The sequence below is a fragment of the Nocardioides sp. LHD-245 genome (genome assembly GCF_030929495.1).
Classification (GTDB): domain Bacteria; phylum Actinomycetota; class Actinomycetes; order Propionibacteriales; family Nocardioidaceae; genus Nocardioides.
Map to the genome: position 1 here is coordinate 178,563 of NZ_JAVFWN010000010.1, position 17,878 is coordinate 196,440.

At 72.9% G+C, this 17,878-nt stretch carries 19 protein-coding genes; 5 read left to right on the forward strand and 14 right to left on the reverse strand.

The window, feature by feature from the left end; translation table 11 throughout:
• Window positions 1-102: 102 nt before the first annotated feature.
• On the forward strand, window positions 103-1,179 hold the full coding sequence (locus RB608_RS15810; RefSeq protein WP_308088995.1) for a zinc-binding dehydrogenase: 1,077 nt from the start codon (window positions 103-105) through the stop codon (window positions 1,177-1,179).
• A gap of 60 nt (window positions 1,180-1,239) precedes the next feature.
• On the opposite strand, the gene RB608_RS15815 is transcribed toward RB608_RS15810, so the two are convergent.
• Entirely contained in the window at window positions 1,240-1,881 is a 642-nt protein-coding gene (locus tag RB608_RS15815; RefSeq protein ID WP_308088996.1) for a TetR/AcrR family transcriptional regulator, read from the reverse strand.
• Window positions 1,882-2,008: 127 nt separating this feature from the next.
• Between RB608_RS15815 and RB608_RS15820 the strand changes: the two genes are divergently transcribed.
• Entirely contained in the window at window positions 2,009-2,602 is a 594-nt protein-coding gene (locus tag RB608_RS15820) for a TetR/AcrR family transcriptional regulator (RefSeq protein ID WP_308088997.1), read from the forward strand.
• Between the two features lie 4 nt (window positions 2,603-2,606).
• Entirely contained in the window at window positions 2,607-3,515 is a 909-nt protein-coding gene (locus RB608_RS15825; RefSeq protein ID WP_308088998.1) for an LLM class flavin-dependent oxidoreductase, read from the forward strand.
• A gap of 73 nt (window positions 3,516-3,588) precedes the next feature.
• On the opposite strand, the gene RB608_RS15830 is transcribed toward RB608_RS15825, so the two are convergent.
• From RB608_RS15830 to RB608_RS15890, 13 genes are all read right to left on the reverse strand, one after another.
• Window positions 3,589-4,110, reverse strand: coding sequence for a flavin reductase family protein (locus RB608_RS15830; protein WP_308088999.1), 522 nt, complete (start codon window positions 4,108-4,110; stop codon window positions 3,589-3,591).
• Window positions 4,107-4,619 carry an NAD(P)H-dependent oxidoreductase gene (locus tag RB608_RS15835; protein ID WP_308089000.1) on the reverse strand — a complete coding sequence of 171 codons (513 nt, stop codon included), beginning with the start codon at window positions 4,617-4,619 and terminating at the stop codon, window positions 4,107-4,109. The genes RB608_RS15830 and RB608_RS15835 overlap by 4 nt, the downstream gene beginning before the upstream one ends.
• Window positions 4,616-5,341, reverse strand: coding sequence for an alpha/beta hydrolase (locus RB608_RS15840; RefSeq protein WP_308089001.1), 726 nt, complete (start codon window positions 5,339-5,341; stop codon window positions 4,616-4,618). The genes RB608_RS15835 and RB608_RS15840 overlap by 4 nt, the downstream gene beginning before the upstream one ends.
• Entirely contained in the window at window positions 5,338-5,937 is a 600-nt protein-coding gene (locus tag RB608_RS15845) for a cysteine dioxygenase family protein (protein ID WP_308089002.1), read from the reverse strand. The genes RB608_RS15840 and RB608_RS15845 overlap by 4 nt, the downstream gene beginning before the upstream one ends.
• Window positions 5,934-6,560: an enoyl-CoA hydratase/isomerase family protein gene (locus RB608_RS15850; protein ID WP_308089003.1), complete on the reverse strand. Its 627-nt coding sequence runs from the start codon at window positions 6,558-6,560 to the stop codon at window positions 5,934-5,936. The genes RB608_RS15845 and RB608_RS15850 overlap by 4 nt, the downstream gene beginning before the upstream one ends.
• Window positions 6,557-7,723: a CoA transferase gene (locus RB608_RS15855; protein WP_308089004.1), complete on the reverse strand. Its 1,167-nt coding sequence runs from the start codon at window positions 7,721-7,723 to the stop codon at window positions 6,557-6,559. Before RB608_RS15855 ends, RB608_RS15850 begins: the two co-directional genes overlap by 4 nt.
• Before the next feature lie 2 nt (window positions 7,724-7,725).
• Entirely contained in the window at window positions 7,726-8,874 is a 1,149-nt protein-coding gene (locus RB608_RS15860; protein ID WP_308089005.1) for an LLM class flavin-dependent oxidoreductase, read from the reverse strand.
• Window positions 8,871-9,959, reverse strand: a complete 1,089-nt coding sequence (locus RB608_RS15865) for an ABC transporter ATP-binding protein (protein ID WP_308089006.1) — start codon at window positions 9,957-9,959, stop codon at window positions 8,871-8,873. Before RB608_RS15865 ends, RB608_RS15860 begins: the two co-directional genes overlap by 4 nt.
• Complete coding sequence (locus RB608_RS15870; RefSeq protein WP_308089007.1) at window positions 9,956-10,969, reverse strand: ABC transporter ATP-binding protein; 1,014 nt, start codon at window positions 10,967-10,969, stop codon at window positions 9,956-9,958. Before RB608_RS15870 ends, RB608_RS15865 begins: the two co-directional genes overlap by 4 nt.
• Window positions 10,953-11,843: an ABC transporter permease gene (locus RB608_RS15875; RefSeq protein WP_308089008.1), complete on the reverse strand. Its 891-nt coding sequence runs from the start codon at window positions 11,841-11,843 to the stop codon at window positions 10,953-10,955. The genes RB608_RS15870 and RB608_RS15875 overlap by 17 nt, the downstream gene beginning before the upstream one ends.
• A complete protein-coding gene (locus tag RB608_RS15880) occupies window positions 11,840-12,886 on the reverse strand; it encodes an ABC transporter permease (protein ID WP_308089009.1) in 1,047 nt (348 codons plus the stop codon). Before RB608_RS15880 ends, RB608_RS15875 begins: the two co-directional genes overlap by 4 nt.
• On the reverse strand, window positions 12,883-14,433 hold the full coding sequence (locus tag RB608_RS15885; RefSeq protein WP_308089010.1) for an ABC transporter substrate-binding protein: 1,551 nt from the start codon (window positions 14,431-14,433) through the stop codon (window positions 12,883-12,885). Before RB608_RS15885 ends, RB608_RS15880 begins: the two co-directional genes overlap by 4 nt.
• Window positions 14,434-14,521: 88 nt before the next feature.
• Entirely contained in the window at window positions 14,522-15,880 is a 1,359-nt protein-coding gene (locus RB608_RS15890; RefSeq protein ID WP_308089011.1) for an LLM class flavin-dependent oxidoreductase, read from the reverse strand.
• 125 nt (window positions 15,881-16,005) lie between these two features.
• Between RB608_RS15890 and RB608_RS15895 the strand changes: the two genes are divergently transcribed.
• Window positions 16,006-16,920 carry a LysR family transcriptional regulator gene (locus RB608_RS15895; protein ID WP_308089012.1) on the forward strand — a complete coding sequence of 305 codons (915 nt, stop codon included), beginning with the start codon at window positions 16,006-16,008 and terminating at the stop codon, window positions 16,918-16,920.
• A 48-nt stretch (window positions 16,921-16,968) separates the two neighbouring features.
• A complete protein-coding gene (locus RB608_RS15900) occupies window positions 16,969-17,841 on the forward strand; it encodes a hypothetical protein (RefSeq protein WP_308089013.1) in 873 nt (290 codons plus the stop codon).
• Window positions 17,842-17,878: the final 37 nt, after the last annotated feature.

Genomic DNA, 17,878 nt, shown 5'->3' on the forward strand with positions numbered 1-17,878 from the left:
ATGTCATCGTCTCTCGGCGACGACTGCTGTCGCCCGGGAATCCGACCGACATCGGACACGACACACGGAGGGCTGGCCATGCAGATCAGAGCGGCGGTTTCGATGGAGCGAGACCCCCACGGCGAGCTCGTCCTGCAAGAGCTGGAGCTGGAGGCGCCGCGCGCGGACGAGATCGTGGTCCGGCTGGTGGCGACGGGCGTGTGCGGATCGGACCTCCACGGCCGCGGCTCGTTCCACCCACGCCCGATCGTCCTGGGCCACGAGGGCGCCGGCGTCGTCGTCGAGGTCGGGTCGGGTGTGTCGAAGGTCGAGGTCGGCGACCACGTGCTGCTGAACTACATCGCGTGCGGAAAGTGCCCCACCTGCGCGAGCGGCGCTCCGAAGCTCTGCCCCCACAACGCGGTCCTCAACCACAGCGGCGCCCGGGCGGACGGCAGCACGGGACTCTCGCGGGACGGTCAGGTCGTCTACGGCCAGTTCTTCGGCCAGTCGAGCTTCGCCACGCACTGCCTGGCCAACGAGCAGCAGGCAACCGTCCTCGACCCCTCACTCGACCTGACCCTCGCTCCCGCCTTCGCGTGCGGGGTGCAGACCGGCGCCGGAACGGTCGCGAACGGACTCCGGCCCAAGGTCGGCGACTCGATCGTGGTGATCGGCGCCGGAGCCGTCGGCATGTCCGCCATCATGATGGCGCAGGTCCTCGGCTGCACAACCATCATCGCTGTCGACGTCGCCCCCCAGCGCCTTGCTCTCGCCCGCGAGCTCGGAGCGACCCACACGGCGAACTCCCGCGAGACCGACGACCTGGCGGAGGCGGTCCGGGCGATCGTCCCCGGCGGCGTCCAGTTCGCCATCGACGCCGCCGGACGGACCGACCTCACCGAGACCGCGGTCGCCTGCCTGGCCAAGGGCGGCTTCTGCGCCGTCCTCGGACTGGACATGGGCGGCGGCTCCTTCTCCCTGCCGCACTTCCAGTTCGCGATGACCGGCGTCGGCGTCGGCGGCTTCCCCGGCGGCCTCGTGGTGCCCGACGAGTTCATCCCGCGCCTGACCGCCCTGCATGCCCAGGGGCGCTTCCCGGTCGACCGGCTCGTGCAGACCTTCGACTTCGCCGACATCGCTACCGCGATCGCCGCGGCCGAGTCGGGTGCTGCGATCAAACCCGTCCTCGTGTTCTGAGTCTCCGACGAACCTCGCCGACATCGAGCCCGCTGCCGGCCCGGGTGGACCGAGCCGTGCTCACCCGACCGCGAGGTGCTCCTCGACGAGGGCGATGAGGTGGCTGAGCGCCGCCGCCGCGTCGTACCCGTCGGGAGTCAGCAGCCAGTGGAAGCCGATGCCTCGGATACCCTCGAGCACCCGGCTCGCCTCACGCGTTCCATCCAGGTCGGACCTGATCGAGCCATCGGCCTGGCCGGCCTCGATGCTCGAGAGGACCAGGCGGCCGAGGCTCGCGTTGTAGTCAAGGATCGGCGGTCGCGCCGCCGACGCCGGGTTAAGGGCATCGAAGAGCAGGGCCTGGAGCGCGAGGACGTCCTGGGGCTTGCGCGCGATCTGATCCCGCATCTCTCGCAGCATCTCGAGCAACCCGTCGAGGCCGCCCTTGCCCCGCACCCTGGGCTCGACGTGCGTGGCCGCCCAACTGCTCGTCATCCGCTCGACCAGGGTTCGGATCATATTGTCCTTCGAGCCGAACCGCGTCGTCACCAGGCCCCGGCTGTAGCCGGCCCTCTCACCGACATTGGCGAGCGTGAGCGCGTTCACGCCCTCCTCGACCAGGATCTCGGCGGCCGCCTTCAACAATCGATGCGTCGAACGCTCCGTGCGGATCTGCTGCTTGTTGATGGGGCCGTCGGGCTGGTCAACGGCGATGTCGGTCATTCTGCGTCCCTGGCTCGTGTGAAACGTTCGGTCTGATCAACCTGCTGAGCGTTGACTTGTTGGCTCACCAACATACACGCGGCCCGACACGAAACCGACCACCTCCTCACGTTGCTAGCCTGCGCACGTGCAGCAGCCCCGGACCCTTCCCGCGCGCTCCCGCCAGCGCCGGGACGACCTGCTCGACGACCTGGTCGACCTCTTCCTGGCCGAGGGCTTCGCCGGCTTCGGGATCGGCGAGCTGGCCCAGCGCCTGTCCTGCTCCCGCAGCACGCTCTATCTCGTCGCCCCGAGCAAGGAGCAGCTCATCACCGCCACGGTGCGGCACTTCTTCAAGCGCGCCGCCGCGCGGATCGCCGAGCGGGTCGACGCGGCGGCGGACCCCACGGACCGCCTGGCGACGTACCTCACGGCGGTCGCCGACGAGCTCGCCCCCGCGTCGCCGCGGTTCTACGCCGACCTCGCCGGCTTCCCGCCCGGCGCCGAGGTCTACCGCGCCAACACCGCGCATGCCGCGCGGAAGGTGCAGGACCTGGTGACCGAGGGCGTCGAGGCCGGCGTCCTGCGCCAGGTCGACGCGACCTTCGTGGGCGCCGCCGTCGCGGAGGTGATGGACGCGATCGGCGACGGCCGGATCGGCGCCGCCACCGGGCTCGACGACGCCCAGGCGTACCAGGCGCTGGTCGACCTGGTGTCGACCGGGCTGCGGGCGCGAGGCTGACCCGATGACCCGAGCGCTGGAAGTCGGCATGACCCTGCCCGTCATGGAGCCGGACATCGCCCCGGAGGTGCTGCGCGACTGGTCGGAGCGGATCGACGCCGGTCCGTTCAGCTCGCTGTGCTTCGGCGAGCGGATCGCCTTCGACAACCCCGACGCGCTGACCCTGCTCGGCGCGGTCGCGGCCTGGACCCGCCGGGTCCGGATCGGTACGACGGTCGTCGTCCCGCAGCTGCACGACCCGGTGCAACTGGCCAAGGCCCTGGCCACCGGCGACCGGCTCAGCGGCGGCCGGCTCAGCGTGGGCCTCGGCGTCGGTGGCCGCGAGGAGGACTATCGCGCCGTGGGCGCGCACTGGAGCAGCCGGACGATGGCCGCCCTGGCCGAGCGGGCGGCGATCCTGCGCCGGGTGTGGGCCGGTGACAATCTCACCGGCGCGACGCGCCCGGTCGGCCCGCGGCCCGCGCGGCCGGGTGGCCCCGAGCTGCTCGTCGGCACGCTCGGACACCGCACCACCCGGCACGCCGCGCAGTGGGCCGACGGCCTGGCCGGTATGACGCTCGACCTGGACGTCGACGCGACCGCCGCCCTCTTCGACGTCGCCCGGGACGCCTGGGCGCAGGCCGGGCGCCCGGCGCCCCGGCTGACGACGTCGTTCTGGTTCGCGCTCGCCGAGACCGCGCCCGACCCGCGGGCCCAGATCCACCGGCACCTGCGCCACTACATGAACTGGCTGCCCGCGGGCCTCGTCGACGCCCTCGCCCCGACCGCGGGCTTCGCGGGCACGCTCGACGAGCTGCGCGACGTCCTCGACCGGTTCGCGGCGATCGGCACCGACGAGGTCCAGTTGATCCCCACCAGCGACGACCCGCGCCAGGTCGACCTCGTGGCGGACCTGCTCGGCCGGACCGGCTGACGATCGCCCGGCCACGACGTGCGTCGACGAGTCGACGGCCCGCGACCACGGGCAGTTGCACGGCTCGACCGGGTCAGCCCCGCCCCAGCCGGCTGAACCCGCTGCGGTGGAAGACCAGCGGCGCGAGGGCGGTGCCCTGCTCGACGTGGTCGACGGCATGCAGCTCGAGCAGGACGAGGACGTGGTCGCCGGCCTCGACCTCGCGATAGACGGTGCAGTCGAACCGAGCCAGACCGTCGTCGAGGAGCAGCGCGCCAGCCTCCGTGACACTGTGGGCGACGCCGGCGAACCGGCTCTCGACGGGGCCGGCGAGCTGGCGGCAGACCGGGGCGTGGTGGTCGGCGAGGATCGTGACGCCGAGGTGGGGAGCGCGCTTGAGGTCGGGCCAGGTCTTCGACGTGACGGCGAGGTTGACCGACACCAGCGGTGGGTCGAGGCTGACGGAGGTGAACGAGCTCGCCGCCAGCCCGACCGGACGGCCGTCGATCTCGGCGGCCACGGCGACCACCCCGCTCGGGAAGAAGCCGAACGCTTGCCGCAGCCGATCGGGGTCGAGATCCTGGTTGGTCGCGAGGCTGCCCGCGAGCGTCGTCATGCGGTGGTCCTGCTTTCCCGGTTGCTTTCCAGATAGGCGGTGACGAACGGGCGGATCGCATCGAGCCAGGGCCGGTACGACGCGTCGTCCTCGTGCGCGCTGTCGAGGACGTACAGCGCGCGGCCCGGCACGGTGGCGCCGAGCTCGGCGAGGATCGGGCGGAGCGTGTACTCCGGCGCCAGCGCGTGGGCCGGCCCACCGCCGAGCATCAGCGGCACAGCCAGGCCGGAGAGACCGGTGTCGGCGGCGAAGCGGTCGAGGAACAGCTTCAGCAGTCCCGTGTACGACGACTTGTAGGTCGGGCTCGCGACGACGACCAGGTCCGCGGTGCCCACCTGGGCGACCAGGTCGGCGACGCCGGCGTCCGACCAGTCCAGCAGCGCCGGCCCGACGGTCGCCAGGTCGACGACGAGGTCGGGCTCGCCGGCGAGCTCCCGCGCGACGTACAACGCGGAGGCAAGGGTGCGGCTGGCCGGCTTGGGGTTGCCGACCACGACGGCGATCGTCATCGGGCCACGCTCCGATCCGGCGCGCGCACCACGTCGGGCAGGTCCGCCCCCAGCCGCAGCGACTCCAGGAAGAGCACGATCGTCGCGGCGACGGAGCGGTGCGAGGCGTCGTTGAGGATGTCGTGCCGGCCGCCGTCGACGAGCCGGGTCACGGCAGCCGGCTGGGCGTCGTACGCCGCGAGCACGTCGGCCGCCGGCGTGACCGGGTCGGCGGTGCCGTGCAGCACCAGGACCGGCTTCCCCGGCGCGACGATGCACACCGAGCCCCAAGGCAGCGGCCGGTCGAGCCCGCCGCGGCCGAAGCCGTCGTCCTCGGCGATCACTCGCCGGTGCACGGGGCAGGCGGTGCGTGCGTCGATCTCCTCCTCCCATGAGCCCCACGACCGGGCGGCGCCCGAACGCGGCAGCGCGAGGCCGGCGACGACGACACCGTCGACCGGGAGAGCCGGAGCGAGGAGGGCGGCCAGGGTCGCGCCCGTGTCGGTGCCGACCAGCACCTTCGGTGCCGGCAGCGCCTCGTCGGCGAGCACCTTCTCGATGCCCTCCCGGGTCGCGTCCAGGTCGTCGAGGCCGACGGGCACCAGCCGCACCCGCCAGGCGTCGGCGGAGAGCCTGCGCCCGAACCGCTCGTAGGAGGCCGCGGTCTCACCACGGCCCGGCAGCACGACCAGCGTGCCGCGCGGCGTCCCGCCGACGGGCTCGTCCCAGGCGGTCACGGTCATCGGTCGTCTCCTCTCGGGCGGGCCCACGTGGAGGTGAACCAGTGGACGGCCCCGGTGCCGGGGTCGTAGGAGCGGCGCGGCAGGGTGCCGATGTCCGCGCCGTAGACATGGATGCCGACGACCGGCACGTCGCCGCCGCAGCGGACCTGGTGCACGTCGTCGTCGGTGGTGCAGCAGACGGTCACCTGTCCGGTGGTCCACTCGTCGGTGCCCTCCTCGACCAGGGGCACGCCGGGCGCGGCCGGCTTGGCGTACCGGGTCTCCACCTCGGTCCCACTGTGGATCCCGACCACGCCCCACGTCTCGTGGCCGTGCACGGGCGTGCCCTGGCCGACGTTCCAGACCGCGCTGGCGATCGAGAACGAGCCGTCGGCGGCCACGTGCAGCGGGTACATCACGTAGCGCTCGGGATCCGGCACGGTGGTGGGGGCGGGCAGGGTCAACCCGGCGGCGAGGGTCGCCTCCAGGTCGTCGCGCACCGCGGCGGTCAGCGCCTGCTCGTCGAGTCCGGCGGCGATCAGGTCCGCCACCCGCTCGGCGAAGGCCGCGAGCTCCGGGACGTCGGTCTCGACGGGGACGATCTGTTGCTGGGTCATGCGTTCTCCTTCGTCAGGGCCGCCCGGTAGGCCGCGATCCGCTCGCGCAGGCCGGGTACGGCGACCGAGCGGGCCAGCGCCGCGAGGTCGGCATCGGCGTCGTGGGGCGGGCGGGGAGGCGGCTCCGCGGCGAGCACGTCCGCGAGCGCGGCGGGCACCCCGGTCGTCAGGGCGGCGCCGAGCTCGGCCCGGCGCACGGTGCCGAGCGCGACCCCGAACTCCGCGCCGGGGAAGCGCAGCGTCACCGTGGGAGCCACCAGTCGATGGTCGCAGGCGAGCACGAGGTCGGCGCCGGCGCCGACCGCGGCACCCTCGGCGACCGCGACCGTGCGGAACGGCGCGGCGATCAGCCGCTCGAGCAGCAGCCCGATGCGCAGGAACCTCAGCGCCAGCGAGGCATCGGTCTCCGCGGCGAGCCCGCCGAGGTCGAAGCCGGCCGCGAAGTGTCGCTCGTTGCCGCGCAGCACCAGGGCCTCGGGCCGCGCCGTCGCGGCCTCGTCGAGTACGTCGTGCAGCGCCTCGACCAGCTCGGCGGAGAGGGCGTTGGCCCGCTCCGGGCGATCGAGGGTGACCGTCCAGACGTCACCGCGGTCGAGCTGGAGGCTCGTCGTGGGGTGGTTCATCGGGGAGCCGCCCACTCGTCGTACACCTCGACGTCGGCGCCGAGGCGCGGTGCGCCGCGGTCCAGCCGCGGTGCCAGCCCCTCGACGCGGACCGGGAAGACCACGGTGGGGCTCGGCCCGGCCACGGGTACGTCGACGGTGCCCACCAGCCCGGTGGCCGCGACGTGCGGGTCGGCGAGGATCTCGCCGAAGTCGTTGACCGGTCCGCACGGCACGCCGCGGGCGCGCAGCTCGGCCAGCCAGTGCGCGCGCTTCTCCCCGGCGAACCGGGCCTGCAGCAGCGCCTCGAGCTCGCCCTGGTGGCGCACCCGGTCGACCTGCGTGCGGAACCGCGCGTCGTCGACCAGCTCCGGCAACCCGACCACCTCGGCGACCGCGACCCAGAGCCGGTCGTTGCCGGCCGCCACGGTGAACGGCGCATCGGCGGCGGCGAAGCCCTGGTAGGGGGCGTTACGGGGGTGGGCGGTGCCGAGCCGGCTCGGCCCGACCCCGGAGCCCCAGTACTCGCTGGTCTGCAGCGCCGAGACGCCGAGCAGGCAGTCGAGCATCGGGCAGTCGACGCGCACCGCCGTCCCGCTTCCCCGGACCTGCGGCAGCAGCGCGGCGATCGTGTACGCCGCGTACAGTCCCGCGGTGAAGTCGCCGACGGGGACGCCCGCCTTCACCGGCCCCCGGTCCGGCTCGCCGGTCACGCTCATCAGCCCCGACATCCCCTGGATGACGACGTCGTAGGCACCATCGCTGACGTACGGGCTCGTCAGCCCGTAGCCCGAGATGGAGCAGTAGACCAGGCCGCGATGCCCCTCCCGGACGGACGCGTAGCCGAGGCCGAGACGGTCGAGCACCCCCGGGCGGTAGTTCTCGACGACCACGTCCGCCGCGGCGACCAGCTCCCGGACCCGAGCGAGGTCACCGGCGTCCTTGAGGTCGGCGACGACGGACCGCTTGTTGCGGTTGACCGACGCGAAGTTGTGGCTGAACCGCTCGCCGCCGCCCCTCCCGTCATCTTCCGTGGCGAACGGCGGCCAGGCGCGCATCTGGTCGCCGCTCGGCGGCTCGACCTTGACGACGTCCGCGCCGAGGTCCGCCAGCAGCATGCCCGCGAACGGCCCGGCGGCGACGTGGGCGAGCTCGACGACCCGCACTCCCTCCAGGGGTCGCACGATCAACCGACGGCCGCGGCGGTACGGCGGGTCGCGGCGCGGTGGGCCAGCTCCTGGCGGACCAGCGGCAGCAGGTCGCGGCCGTAGTCGATCGCGTCCTGGAGCGGGTCGTAGCCGCGGATGAGCACGGTGTCGACGCCGAGCTCGACGTAGTCGAGGATGGCCGCGGCGACCGTCTCGGGCGAGCCGACCAGGGCGGTGGAGTTGCCACCGCCCCCGACCGCCTTCGTGGTGGGGGTCCACAGGCAGCGATCGTGCAGCTCGCCCTTCTCGGCCACTGCCAGCAGCCGCTGCGAGCCGGTGTTCTCCGGGGCGCGCTCCTGGGGGTGCATCTGGCCTACCTTCTGCTTGAACCGCGCGCCGACCGCGCCGTTGATCGTGTCGAGGATGCCGTGCGCCCGCTCCCACGCGGCCTCGTCACTCGCCCCGAGGATCGGCCGGAAGGACACCGAGATCCGCGGCCGCCGGGTCCGTCCCGCTTCGGCGGCGCGTGCGGCGACGGCGGCGATCTGCTCGCCGGTCCCCTTCAGCGGCTCGCCCCAGAGCATGTAGGTGTCCGCGTGCTTCGCCCCGACGACGTACGCCGCGGGCGAGCTGCCGCCGAAGAAGAGCTCCAGGTGCCGGTCCTGGTAGGGGAAGACCTGCGGCGTGGCGCCCTCGAAGCGGTAGTAGCGGCCCTCGAAGTCCCGCGGGCCCTTCGTGTCCCAGGTGGCGCGCAGGATCTGGAGGTACTCGTCGGTGCGGTCGTAGCGCTCGTCGTGCGGCACGTAGTCGCCCTCGCGGCGCTGCTCGGCGTTGGTGCTGCCGGTGACGATATTGAGCGCCACCCTACCCGAGCTGAACTGGTCGAGCGTCGTGAACGTGCGCGCCGCGAGCGTCGGGTGGACGACGCCGGGCCGGTGGGCGACGAGGAGGCCGAGGCGCTCGGTGTGCGCAGCGGCGTACGCCGCGACCTGGGCGCCCTCGGCCCAGCCGGAGCCGTAGCCGATGAGGACCCGGTCGAACCCGCCCTCCTCGTGGGCGCGGGCGAAGCGGGCGGTGTAGTCGGGGTCGACGACCGCGGCGTTGCCGGGCCGGATCTCGGAGGCGTCGGCGGTGCCGATCATGCCGAGGATCTCGACGTCGTCGTAGGGGGATGCGGGGATGCTCATGCTGACTCCTTCTGGGGGCTGGGTTGGTCGAGCCGCTCGCGCCAGGCGGCCGCGTCGTGGCAGGCGGCGCGCCGTTGTGGGGCGTGCGGGAGGGTGGGGGACGCCGGCTGGTCCGCACAGGCGTCGTGCGCGAACGGGCAGCGGTGGGCGAACACGCAGCCGAGGTCGGCGGGCCAGGCGGGGGTGTCGCCGGTCGGCCGCAGCCGGGCCGGGTCGAGCCGCTCCTCGTCGCCGATGCTGGGCGCGGAGGCGGTCAGGAGCGCGGTGTACGGGTGCGCCGGATCCCCCAGCACCTCCCGGATCGGGCCCTGCTCGACGATCCGGCCGCGGTAGAAGACCGCGACCCGGTCGGCGATCCCGGCCAGCGAGCTGAGGTCGTGGGCGATGATCACGACGGCCAGGTCGAGCTCGGCCCGGAGCTGGTCGAGCAGGTTGAGCACCAGGTTGCGGTTCGACACGTCGAGTGCGGAGACCGGCTCGTCGCAGAACAGCAGCCGCGGCCGGGTGGCGACGGCGCGGGCGAGGGAGACCCGCTGGCGCTGGCCGCCGGACAGGTGACGCGGCCGGCGTTCCGCGACGGCGTCGGGGTCGAGGCCCACCAGGCGCAGGGACTCGGCGACTCGCTGCTCCCGCTCGGTCCGAGAGAGCACGCCCGCGATGTCGAGCGGCTCACGGACCAGGTCGGTCACGGTGAGGTCGGGGTCCAGCGAGCGCAGCGGGTCCTGGAAGACCAGCTGCACCTGGCCGGAGCGGCGGAAGGCACGGCGTGCACGACCGCGCAGCCCGCCGATGTCCTCCCCGGCGAACTCGATGGAACCCGCGGCGGGTGCGACCAGCCCGACGGTGGCCCGGGCCAGGGTGGTCTTGCCGGACCCGGTCTCGCCGACGATGCCGACGATCTCGCTGGGCCGGACCTCGAGGTCGGCGTCGCGGAGCGCCGCACCGGTGCCGAGGTGGGTGCCCTTGCCCGGCGGGGCATAGGAGACCGAGAGGCCGCGGACCCGCAGCAGCGGCGCCGGGGTGGATGTCACCTCGGGGACCGGCCGGACCGCGTGGGTGGCCGGCGGTGACTCAGGAAGTGTCATGCCGGCACCGCCTCAGCGAGCGACGCGGAGGTGCGGACGCACCGGCTGGTGCGACCGGCGCCGAGGTCGGTCACCGGTACCGGCCCGGCCAGGCAAGCCGCCGCGGCGTACCCGCAGCGCGGGGCGAACCGGCAGCCGGGCATCTTCTCCCCTGCGGCGGGCGGCTGTCCGGGAATCACGTCGAGCCGGCGGCGTCCCCAGTCGCCGATGGTCGCGACGCCCATGAGCGCGCGGGTGTAGGGGTGCTGCGGGTCTTCGAGGACGTCCTCGGTGGGGCCGCTCTCGACGATCTGGCCGCCGTACATCACCAGGATCCGCTCGCAGCTCTCGGCGACGACGGCGAGGTCGTGGGTGACGAGGAGCAGCGAGAGACCGTGGCTCGCCCGCAACCTCCGCAGCAGGGCGAGGATCTCGGCCTGGATGACGACATCGAGCGCGGTGGTGGCCTCGTCGGCGATGAGCAGCTCCGGCTCGCAGGAGATCGCGATCGCGATGAGGACCCGCTGGAGCATGCCGCCCGAGAGCTGGTGCGGGTACTGCTGGAACACGCCCGCCGGGTCGTGCAGACCGACCTCGGCGAACAGCTCGACGGTGCGGTCGCGGGCCGCGCCGCGGCGCAGTCCGCGCTTGACCCGCAGCTGCTCGGCGAGCTGGTGGCCGACGGTCAGCGAAGGGTTGAGGTACGAGGCGGGGTCCTGGAACACCGCGCCGATCCGACCCGCGCGCACCCTGTCCCAGGTGGAGCGCCGCGCCCCGGTCAGCTCGACGGCGTCGGGACCGTCGCCGAGCACGATCCGGCCGGCGTCGACCCGTCCGGTGGCGGGCAGCAGGCCGAGGGCCGCACGGCAGGTGAGCGTCTTGCCGCTGCCGGACTCGCCCACCAGGCCGACGGACTCGCCGCGGCCGATCCGGAAGGAGACGTCCTGGACGGCGACCAGGCCGTCGCCGACCGAGATCTGGAGGTCGCTCACCTCCAGCGTGCTCGCGGTGTGCTCACGCACGGACGACATCGCGGTTCTCCTCTCGGGCGGGGGACGGTGCGGATCGGGTACGGCGGCGCGGCGCGTCGGTCGCGCCGGTGGCGTCGCGGATGGCGTCGGCGAGCAGGTTGAGGGAGCCGACGGTCGCCATCATCAGCAGGGCGGGGAAGATCGGCGCCCACGGCTGCTGGGCGAGATAGCCCAGGTCGGAGGAGAGCATCCCGCCCCAGGTGGGCGCGGGCGGGGTGACGCCGAGGCCGAGGAAGGCCAGCGAGGCGACTACGAGCAGCGCGGCGCCGGTGGCGTGCGCGGCGGTGACGGCGACGTTCGGCAGCACCTTGGTCCAGATGTGCCGGCGCAGGGTCCACCACTCGGTCGCGCCCATCAGCTCGGCGGCCTCGACGTACTGCACCTTGCGCAGGCCGAGCGCGGCAGCGCGGGTGACGCGGTAGAAGATCGGGCTGAGCAGGATGCCGATCGCGATCATCGCCTGCTGCAGGCCGTTGCCGAGCGTGCCGGCGACCGCGATGGCGAAGACCGTGAACGGCAGGATCACCAGGGTGTCGCCGACCCGCAGGGTCACCCACTCCAGCCGCGGGCCGAGCCAGGCCGACGCGAGCCCGGAGGGTACGCCGAGCAGACCGCCGATCAGCACCGCCTCGACAGCGCCGATCACGGACAGGCGCGTGCCCTCCATCAGCCGGCTCAGGACGTCGCGGCCGACGTAGTCGGTGCCGAGCAGGTGGGCGCCGCTCGGGCCCTGCAGCACATCGTCGGTGTACTGCTTCAGCGGGTCGTGCGGGGCGAGCGCGCCGCCGAAGAGGGCGAGGAACGCGACGCCGGCGAGGAGGACGAGGGCCAGCCGGGCACTCGGGATGCGCCAAAGGGCGACGACGGTGGTCATCGGGCGGCTCCCCTCGCTCCGCCGCCGCGCCGGGCAACCGGGTTGAGCAGCACCTGGAGCAGGTTGACCACGAGACTCGCGACGACGACGACCACGGCGGTGACCAGCAGGGTGCCGAGGACGACCGGTACGTCGCCCCTCTCCGCCGCCTGCAGCGACAACTGCGCGACGCCCGGCAGGCCGAACAGCTTCTCGGTGATCACCGCTCCGCCGATGATGAGCGGGATCGCCAGGCCGATCACCGCGAGCGTCGGTCCTGCGGCGTTGCGGAGCACATGGCCGAAGAGCACGCGGCGCCGCCCGAAGCCGCGCATCTCGGCGCCGACCGCGTAGTTCTCGCGCAGCTCGCCGACCAACGAGGTCCGCAGCTGGCGGGCGATCGAGGCCGCCACGTCGAGGCTCAACGCGAGCGCGGGGAGGATCGCGAAGCGCAGCCACTCCAGCGGGTCCGCCTGGATCGGCACGTACCCGCCGGCCGGCAGCAGTTGGAGCTTCACGGCGAACACGACGATGAGCGCCATGCCGATGACGAACGGCGGCAGCGTGGCGAGCAGCGAGCAGACCAGCGTCACGGCCCGGTCGAAGACGCCGCCGTTGCTGAGCGCCGCGCCGATCCCGGCTCCGCCACCGACCAGGAGCGCCAGCACCAACGCGAGGGCCGCGATCGAGAGGTCGACCGGGAGCGCCTGCCGGATGCTGTCGGCGACCGGGATGGTCGTGAACCAGGACCGGCCGAGGTCGCCGGTCAGGGCATTGCCGACCCACCGGACGTACTGCTCCGCCAACGGTCGGTCGAGACCGAACTCGTGATCGAGCCGGGCGATGTCCGCAGGCGTCGCCGTCTCGCCCAGGGCCGCGGCCGCCGGGTTGCTGTCGCTGAGCGCGCCGAGACCGAAGGTCACGACCGAGGCGAGGAAGAGCACGGTCACGGTGACGGCGGCGACGCCCGCCAGCGACCGCAGCGCCGGGAGGGTGCGCCGGGCCGCGGCGCCCGCCCGGCGGCCGGCGAGCAGGGACACCGGCGCCGAGGCGACCAGCGTCACGACGTGGTCACCCCCTCGAAGCGGCGCAGGCTCGGCGACTCCGGCAGGGCGGAGACACCCTTGCGCGCGACGATCGACGGCGCGAGGTAGAGGAAGACGTTGGGGAACGTGGTTACCGCGATCCGGGTCGCCTCCTGAAGGAGGGCGGCATACGCCGGGTCGTCGGTCGGGGTCTCCTTGACCTTCTTCAGCTGCGCCTCGAGCTCGGGGCTGGTGGTCCGGCTCGGGTTCATCAGACCGTCGGCACCGAAGAGCACCTGGAATGCCTGCACCGGCGACTCGCGGCCCGCGAAGCCGTCGTACGCCAGGGCCTTGGAGTGCTCGATGTAGACCAGCTGGGTGTGCTGGGTCTGGGGGATCGTGTCGATCGTCGCCTCGATCCCCACCTCCTTGAGCTGCGCCTGGATCAGCTCCACGGCGGCCTGGGCCATCCCGGAGCTTGTGAAGACAGCCGGCACCGGGTCGGTGTAGCCGGCGTCGGCGAGCAGCTGACGCGCCTTGTCGGGGTCGTAGGCGTAGACATCGCCCAGGTCCGGGTTGTAGCCGACGTACCCGGGCGGGAAGGGCTGGTAGTTGACGTCGCCGATGCCGAAGTTGGCGACCTCCTTGATCTTCTCCCGGTCGATGGCGAACTTCAGCGCCTCGACGACGGCCGGGTCGTCGAACGGCTTCATGCCGGCGTGCACGTCGAGGCAGTAGACGAACATCGAGTCGAGGACCTGCACGTCCAGCCCGGCGTCCTGGGCCTGCTGCACCTGCGCGCCACCGAGGCGGGCGACGTTGTACTGCCCCGACTGGACCGCGGCGACGACCGTGGCCGGGTCGGCTTGGGGGTAGAGGTCGAAGGCGGACACTTTGATCTCGTCCGCGGCGAGGAAGTTCGGGTTCTTCTTCATCGAGGCGTGGTCGTTCTGGACGTACGTCGTGACCTCGAACGGACCCGAGCCAGCGGGCTGGGTGGCCAGGGACGCGGCGTCCTTCTCGAAGACCGCCGGGTTCACGACCATGCCGGTCTTGCCGGCGAACAGCAGCGGATACTGGTAGTCGACCTCGCTCAGCTCCAGCACGACGTCGCGGTCGCCGGACGCGCTGACCTTCTTGATCGTCTTCATCTGCGGGGCGATGAGCGAGCCCTGCGCGCTGCGGCCGCGCTCGATCGACCTCGCGACGGCGGTGGCGTCGAGCGGGCTTCCGTCGCTAAAGGTCAGGCCCGCGCGCAGGGTGAAGGTGACCTTCGTGCCCGCCGAGTCGTACGCCCACGACTCGGCGAGCCACGGGATGGCGTTGCCCTCCCGGTCGAGCGCGGTGATGGGGTCGTAGACCAGCGCGAGCATCTGCACGTCGGACCCGGCGGAGGAGGTGACCGGGTCCCAGGTGGTCGGCAGCTGCCAGGCCCACTTGATGGTGCCGGAGCCGCTGCCGGAGCCGGCCCCGGTCGACGTACCGCCGCAGGCCTCGAGCGCCAGGATCAGGCCGGCGCCCAGGCTGGCGCCCAGGAAGGTCCGGCGGTTGAGGTTCGTGGCGGGCTGCCTGGTACGCAGGGACATCGAGGTCTCTTTCGTGCGGTGTTCTCGGGTGGGTGGGTACGACCGGGTGTCCCGGGCGCCCGGTGGGTACGACCGGGTGCCCGGAGTTCTAGGGCGTCGCGGGGCTCGCGGCGCGGGCCGCGGCGTGCCGGTTGACCGGGACGGGGAGCCCGAGATGTCCCCGCAGGGTGGTCGCCTCGTAGTCGGCGCGAAAGACCCCGCGCTCGGTGAGGATCGGCACGACCTCGTCGACGAAGCGACGGAAGTTGGCCGGGTGATCGACGCCGACGTTGAAGCCGTCACAGGCGCGCGCCTGCCACCACTCGACGAGCTTGTCGGCGACCGTGTCCGGGGCGCCGACGAACTCGCTCTTGCGGAAGTGCCGGGTGGCCTCGACGGTCTGGCGCAGGGTCCAGCCGTTCTCGGCCGCCCGCTCGGTGACCGCCTTGGCCTGTGTGAAGAACGAGCGCCGGCCGTACTCCAGGGTCTCGGCGGGGAACGGCGCGTCGAGGTCGTACTGCGTGAAGTCGTGCCAGCCGAACGGACGCCCGAACTCGGCGAGCGCGGCGGCGAAGGTGTGGTCGCGGTCGTTGTTGAACGCCTCGATCTCGCGGGCCTCCTCGTCGGTGTCGCCGACGACGACCTTGATCCCGGGCATCACGACGAGGTGCTCGGGATCGCGTCCGAACCGCGTGCGCGCCCGGTCCTTGATGTCGTCGTAGAACGCCTGTCCGCTGGGGATGTCCGGAGCGTGGGTGAAGATCCCCTCGCCGACACTGGCACCGAGATCGCGGCCCTGGTCGGAGTCGCCGGCCTGGAAGACGACCGGGTGGCCCTGAACCGAGCGGACCAGGTTGAGCGGGCCGCGCACCCGGAAGTAGGTGCCGTCGTGGTCGAGCACGTGCTGCTTGTCACGGTCGAGGAAGACCCCCGTCTCGCGATCGCGGACGAAGGCGTCGTCCTCGTAGGAGTCCCACAGCGCGCGGGCGAGCTCGACGAACTCCTGCGCCCGGCCGTAGCGGGTGTCGTAGTCGTAGTGCTCGTCGAGCCCGTAGTTGGCGGCGGTGCCGGCGTCGCCGGTGGTGACGACGTTCCAGCCCGCACGGCCGCCGCTGATCAGGTCGAGGGAGCCGAGACGCCGGACCAGGTTGAAGGGGCTGTTGAAGCTCGTCGTCGCGGTGCCGACCAGACCGAGGTAGGTGGTGCGCGCGGCGAGCGCGCTGAGCAGCGTCAGCGGCTCGAGCCGGTTGAGGTAGTGCGGCGGCGAGTGCGGGGTGATGAACTGGCTGTCGACCACGAACAGCAGGTCGAAGCAGCCGCGCTCGGCGAGCCGGGCGATCTCAGTGTACCAGTCGAGACTGACGCTGGCGTCGCCCGGGATGTCCGGGTCCAGCCACAGCGTGTGGCTCCCCGGACCGCCGGTGCCGTAGGGCACCGCACCCAGGTGGATCTGCCGCTTCGTCGCCATCCGACCCCGCTCCCGCCTCGTCCCGATGTTTGTCTACCAAGTTACTCAGATTAAGGAGGGTGGTCCAACGCGGGTTCGTGATCCCAACCGATCACGGGGCGTGATGGGTCGGCTACTCTTGTTTTATGAGCAAGATTCTGGACATTGCTCCGCTGCGCAGTCTGGTCGCCGTCGCAGACTGCGGCGGTTTCCAGCGCGCGGCGACCCAGCTCCACCTCAGCCAGGGCGCGGTGAGCCAGCACGTACGACGCCTTGAGGGCGTCGTCGGCACCAAGCTTGTCGAGAAGCACGGGCGGGGATCCCGGTTCACCTCCGGCGGCGAGCGGCTGGTGCAGCACGCCCGGCAGATCCTGGCGGCGCACGACGACACCCTGCGCAGCTTCGCGGTCGAACAGGTCGCCCAGGTCACCATCGGCTCCACCGAGCACGCCGCGGCCCAGCTGCTGCCCTCGCTCGCGGCCGCCCTCGAGCGGGCGGACCCCGGCTACCGGTTCCGGTTCCGCATCGACCGCGGCAACCGGCTGCGCGAGGGGCTCCTGGCGGGATCCATCGACCTGGCCCTCGTGCTCGACGCCGACGACCCGGCCGCCGTCCCCGTCGGGGAGCTCGACCTCGCCTGGTACTCCTCCCCCACCTGGTCACCGCCCCACGCCCCGGAGCCGGTATCGGTCGTCGCCTTCGACAGCCCCTGCAGCCTGCGCAACCGGGCCCTGGAGACCCTCGCCGCGCACGCCGTGCCGGCGGCCATCGGCGCCGAGGCGATCCAGCTCGCCGGCGTCCAGGCCGCCGTCGGCGCCGGGCTCGGCGTCGCCCTCATGGCCACTCTCGGCCAGACCCCCGAGGGACTGTTCCGCCGCGACGACCTCCCCACCCCCGAACCGCTCCGGCTCTCCGTGTGCGCCCGCAGCGGGCTTCCTGCCGACGTGGTACGGCTGGCGGCGGACGCCCTGGCGCCCCTGCTCGCGGCAGCACGACCGGGCGACCGAGCGGGTGAACTCGGCCGAGGTGCCCCCTCCAGCGAACCGTCACCACTAACGTGACGACGTTCGGCCGTCCACGGCCCCACCCACCCCAGAGAGGGCACTTCCATGCGCATCCCCATCAAGGGCAGCGGTCCGGCGGCAGTCGTGATCGCCCTCCTCGCCCTCCTCGTCGCCGTGTCCGGCAGTTCGTACGCCGCGGTGGTGGCCCACAAGAACTCGGTAGACACGGCCGCCCTTCAGCACCATGCCGTCACCCGATCGAAGATCGACCAGGGCGCGGTCGGCTCGGGCAAGGTGCGCGACGGCAGTCTGCGCGCACTCGACTTCCGCGCCGGAGAGCTGCCCGCCGGCACGCAGGGCGCACCGGGTGCGGCAGGGGCCCCGGGCGCGGCAGGGGCGGACGGCGGCCCGGGCCAGGCCGGCGCACCGGGAGCCGACGGCGACCAGGGCCCCGCCGGCCCCGCCGGCCCCGCCGGACCGGCCGGACCCGCCGGACCGCCCGGACCCCAGGGCGTGCCGGGCGAGAGCGCCCCGGGCAGCGCCTACGCGTACTACGACCACAGTGCCCCGGACAGCATCGCGATCCCCATCCTGGTGCCGAACACCCCGCAGAACGTCAGCGGCATGGCCTTCACCAAGCTCGGCACCGGGCCCGACTTCCTCGGCCCGACCGGGCTGACGTTCACCCGAGCGGGCACGTACCGGATCAGCTACGGCGTCGACCTCCTGCCGCCGCTCGCCGTCACCACCCTGTCCACCTTCGCCACCAAGGGCGCCGACGGCCTGCCGACCGATCCGGTCGTGCCCGGCAGCCGGATCAGCCGGACGGTCAGCACCTCGGTCCTCGCCCCCGAGCGGATCGCCCACGACTTCCTGGTGCAGGTCGCGGCGGGCGACACCGTCACGGTCTACGTGCAGACGAGCCTGCTCGGCGTCGTCCGCACCAGCCAGCAGGTCGACGTCGAGCTGATCAACTGATGCCGTCGTACCGGACAAATCGGTCGTGGATCCGCCC

Excerpts from the sequence above, each read along its gene's own strand:
- RB608_RS15810 (WP_308088995.1), top strand. The coding sequence starts at position 103 with ATGGAGCGAGACCCCCACGGCGAGCTCGTCCTGCAAGAGCTGGAGCTG.
- RB608_RS15815 (WP_308088996.1), bottom strand. The coding sequence starts at position 1,881 with ATGACCGACATCGCCGTTGACCAGCCCGACGGCCCCATCAACAAGCAG.
- RB608_RS15825 (WP_308088998.1), top strand. The coding sequence starts at position 2,607 with ATGACCCGAGCGCTGGAAGTCGGCATGACCCTGCCCGTCATGGAGCCG.
- RB608_RS15830 (WP_308088999.1), bottom strand. The coding sequence starts at position 4,110 with ATGACGACGCTCGCGGGCAGCCTCGCGACCAACCAGGATCTCGACCCC.
- RB608_RS15835 (WP_308089000.1), bottom strand. The coding sequence starts at position 4,619 with ATGACGATCGCCGTCGTGGTCGGCAACCCCAAGCCGGCCAGCCGCACC.
- RB608_RS15840 (WP_308089001.1), bottom strand. The coding sequence starts at position 5,341 with ATGACCGTGACCGCCTGGGACGAGCCCGTCGGCGGGACGCCGCGCGGC.
- RB608_RS15845 (WP_308089002.1), bottom strand. The coding sequence starts at position 5,937 with ATGACCCAGCAACAGATCGTCCCCGTCGAGACCGACGTCCCGGAGCTC.
- RB608_RS15850 (WP_308089003.1), bottom strand. The coding sequence starts at position 6,560 with ATGAACCACCCCACGACGAGCCTCCAGCTCGACCGCGGTGACGTCTGG.
- RB608_RS15860 (WP_308089005.1), bottom strand. The coding sequence starts at position 8,874 with ATGAGCATCCCCGCATCCCCCTACGACGACGTCGAGATCCTCGGCATG.
- RB608_RS15865 (WP_308089006.1), bottom strand. The coding sequence starts at position 9,959 with ATGACACTTCCTGAGTCACCGCCGGCCACCCACGCGGTCCGGCCGGTC.
- RB608_RS15870 (WP_308089007.1), bottom strand. The coding sequence starts at position 10,969 with ATGTCGTCCGTGCGTGAGCACACCGCGAGCACGCTGGAGGTGAGCGAC.
- RB608_RS15875 (WP_308089008.1), bottom strand. The coding sequence starts at position 11,843 with ATGACCACCGTCGTCGCCCTTTGGCGCATCCCGAGTGCCCGGCTGGCC.
- RB608_RS15885 (WP_308089010.1), bottom strand. The coding sequence starts at position 14,433 with ATGTCCCTGCGTACCAGGCAGCCCGCCACGAACCTCAACCGCCGGACC.
- RB608_RS15890 (WP_308089011.1), bottom strand. The coding sequence starts at position 15,880 with ATGGCGACGAAGCGGCAGATCCACCTGGGTGCGGTGCCCTACGGCACC.
- RB608_RS15895 (WP_308089012.1), top strand. The coding sequence starts at position 16,006 with ATGAGCAAGATTCTGGACATTGCTCCGCTGCGCAGTCTGGTCGCCGTC.
- RB608_RS15900 (WP_308089013.1), top strand. The coding sequence starts at position 16,969 with ATGCGCATCCCCATCAAGGGCAGCGGTCCGGCGGCAGTCGTGATCGCC.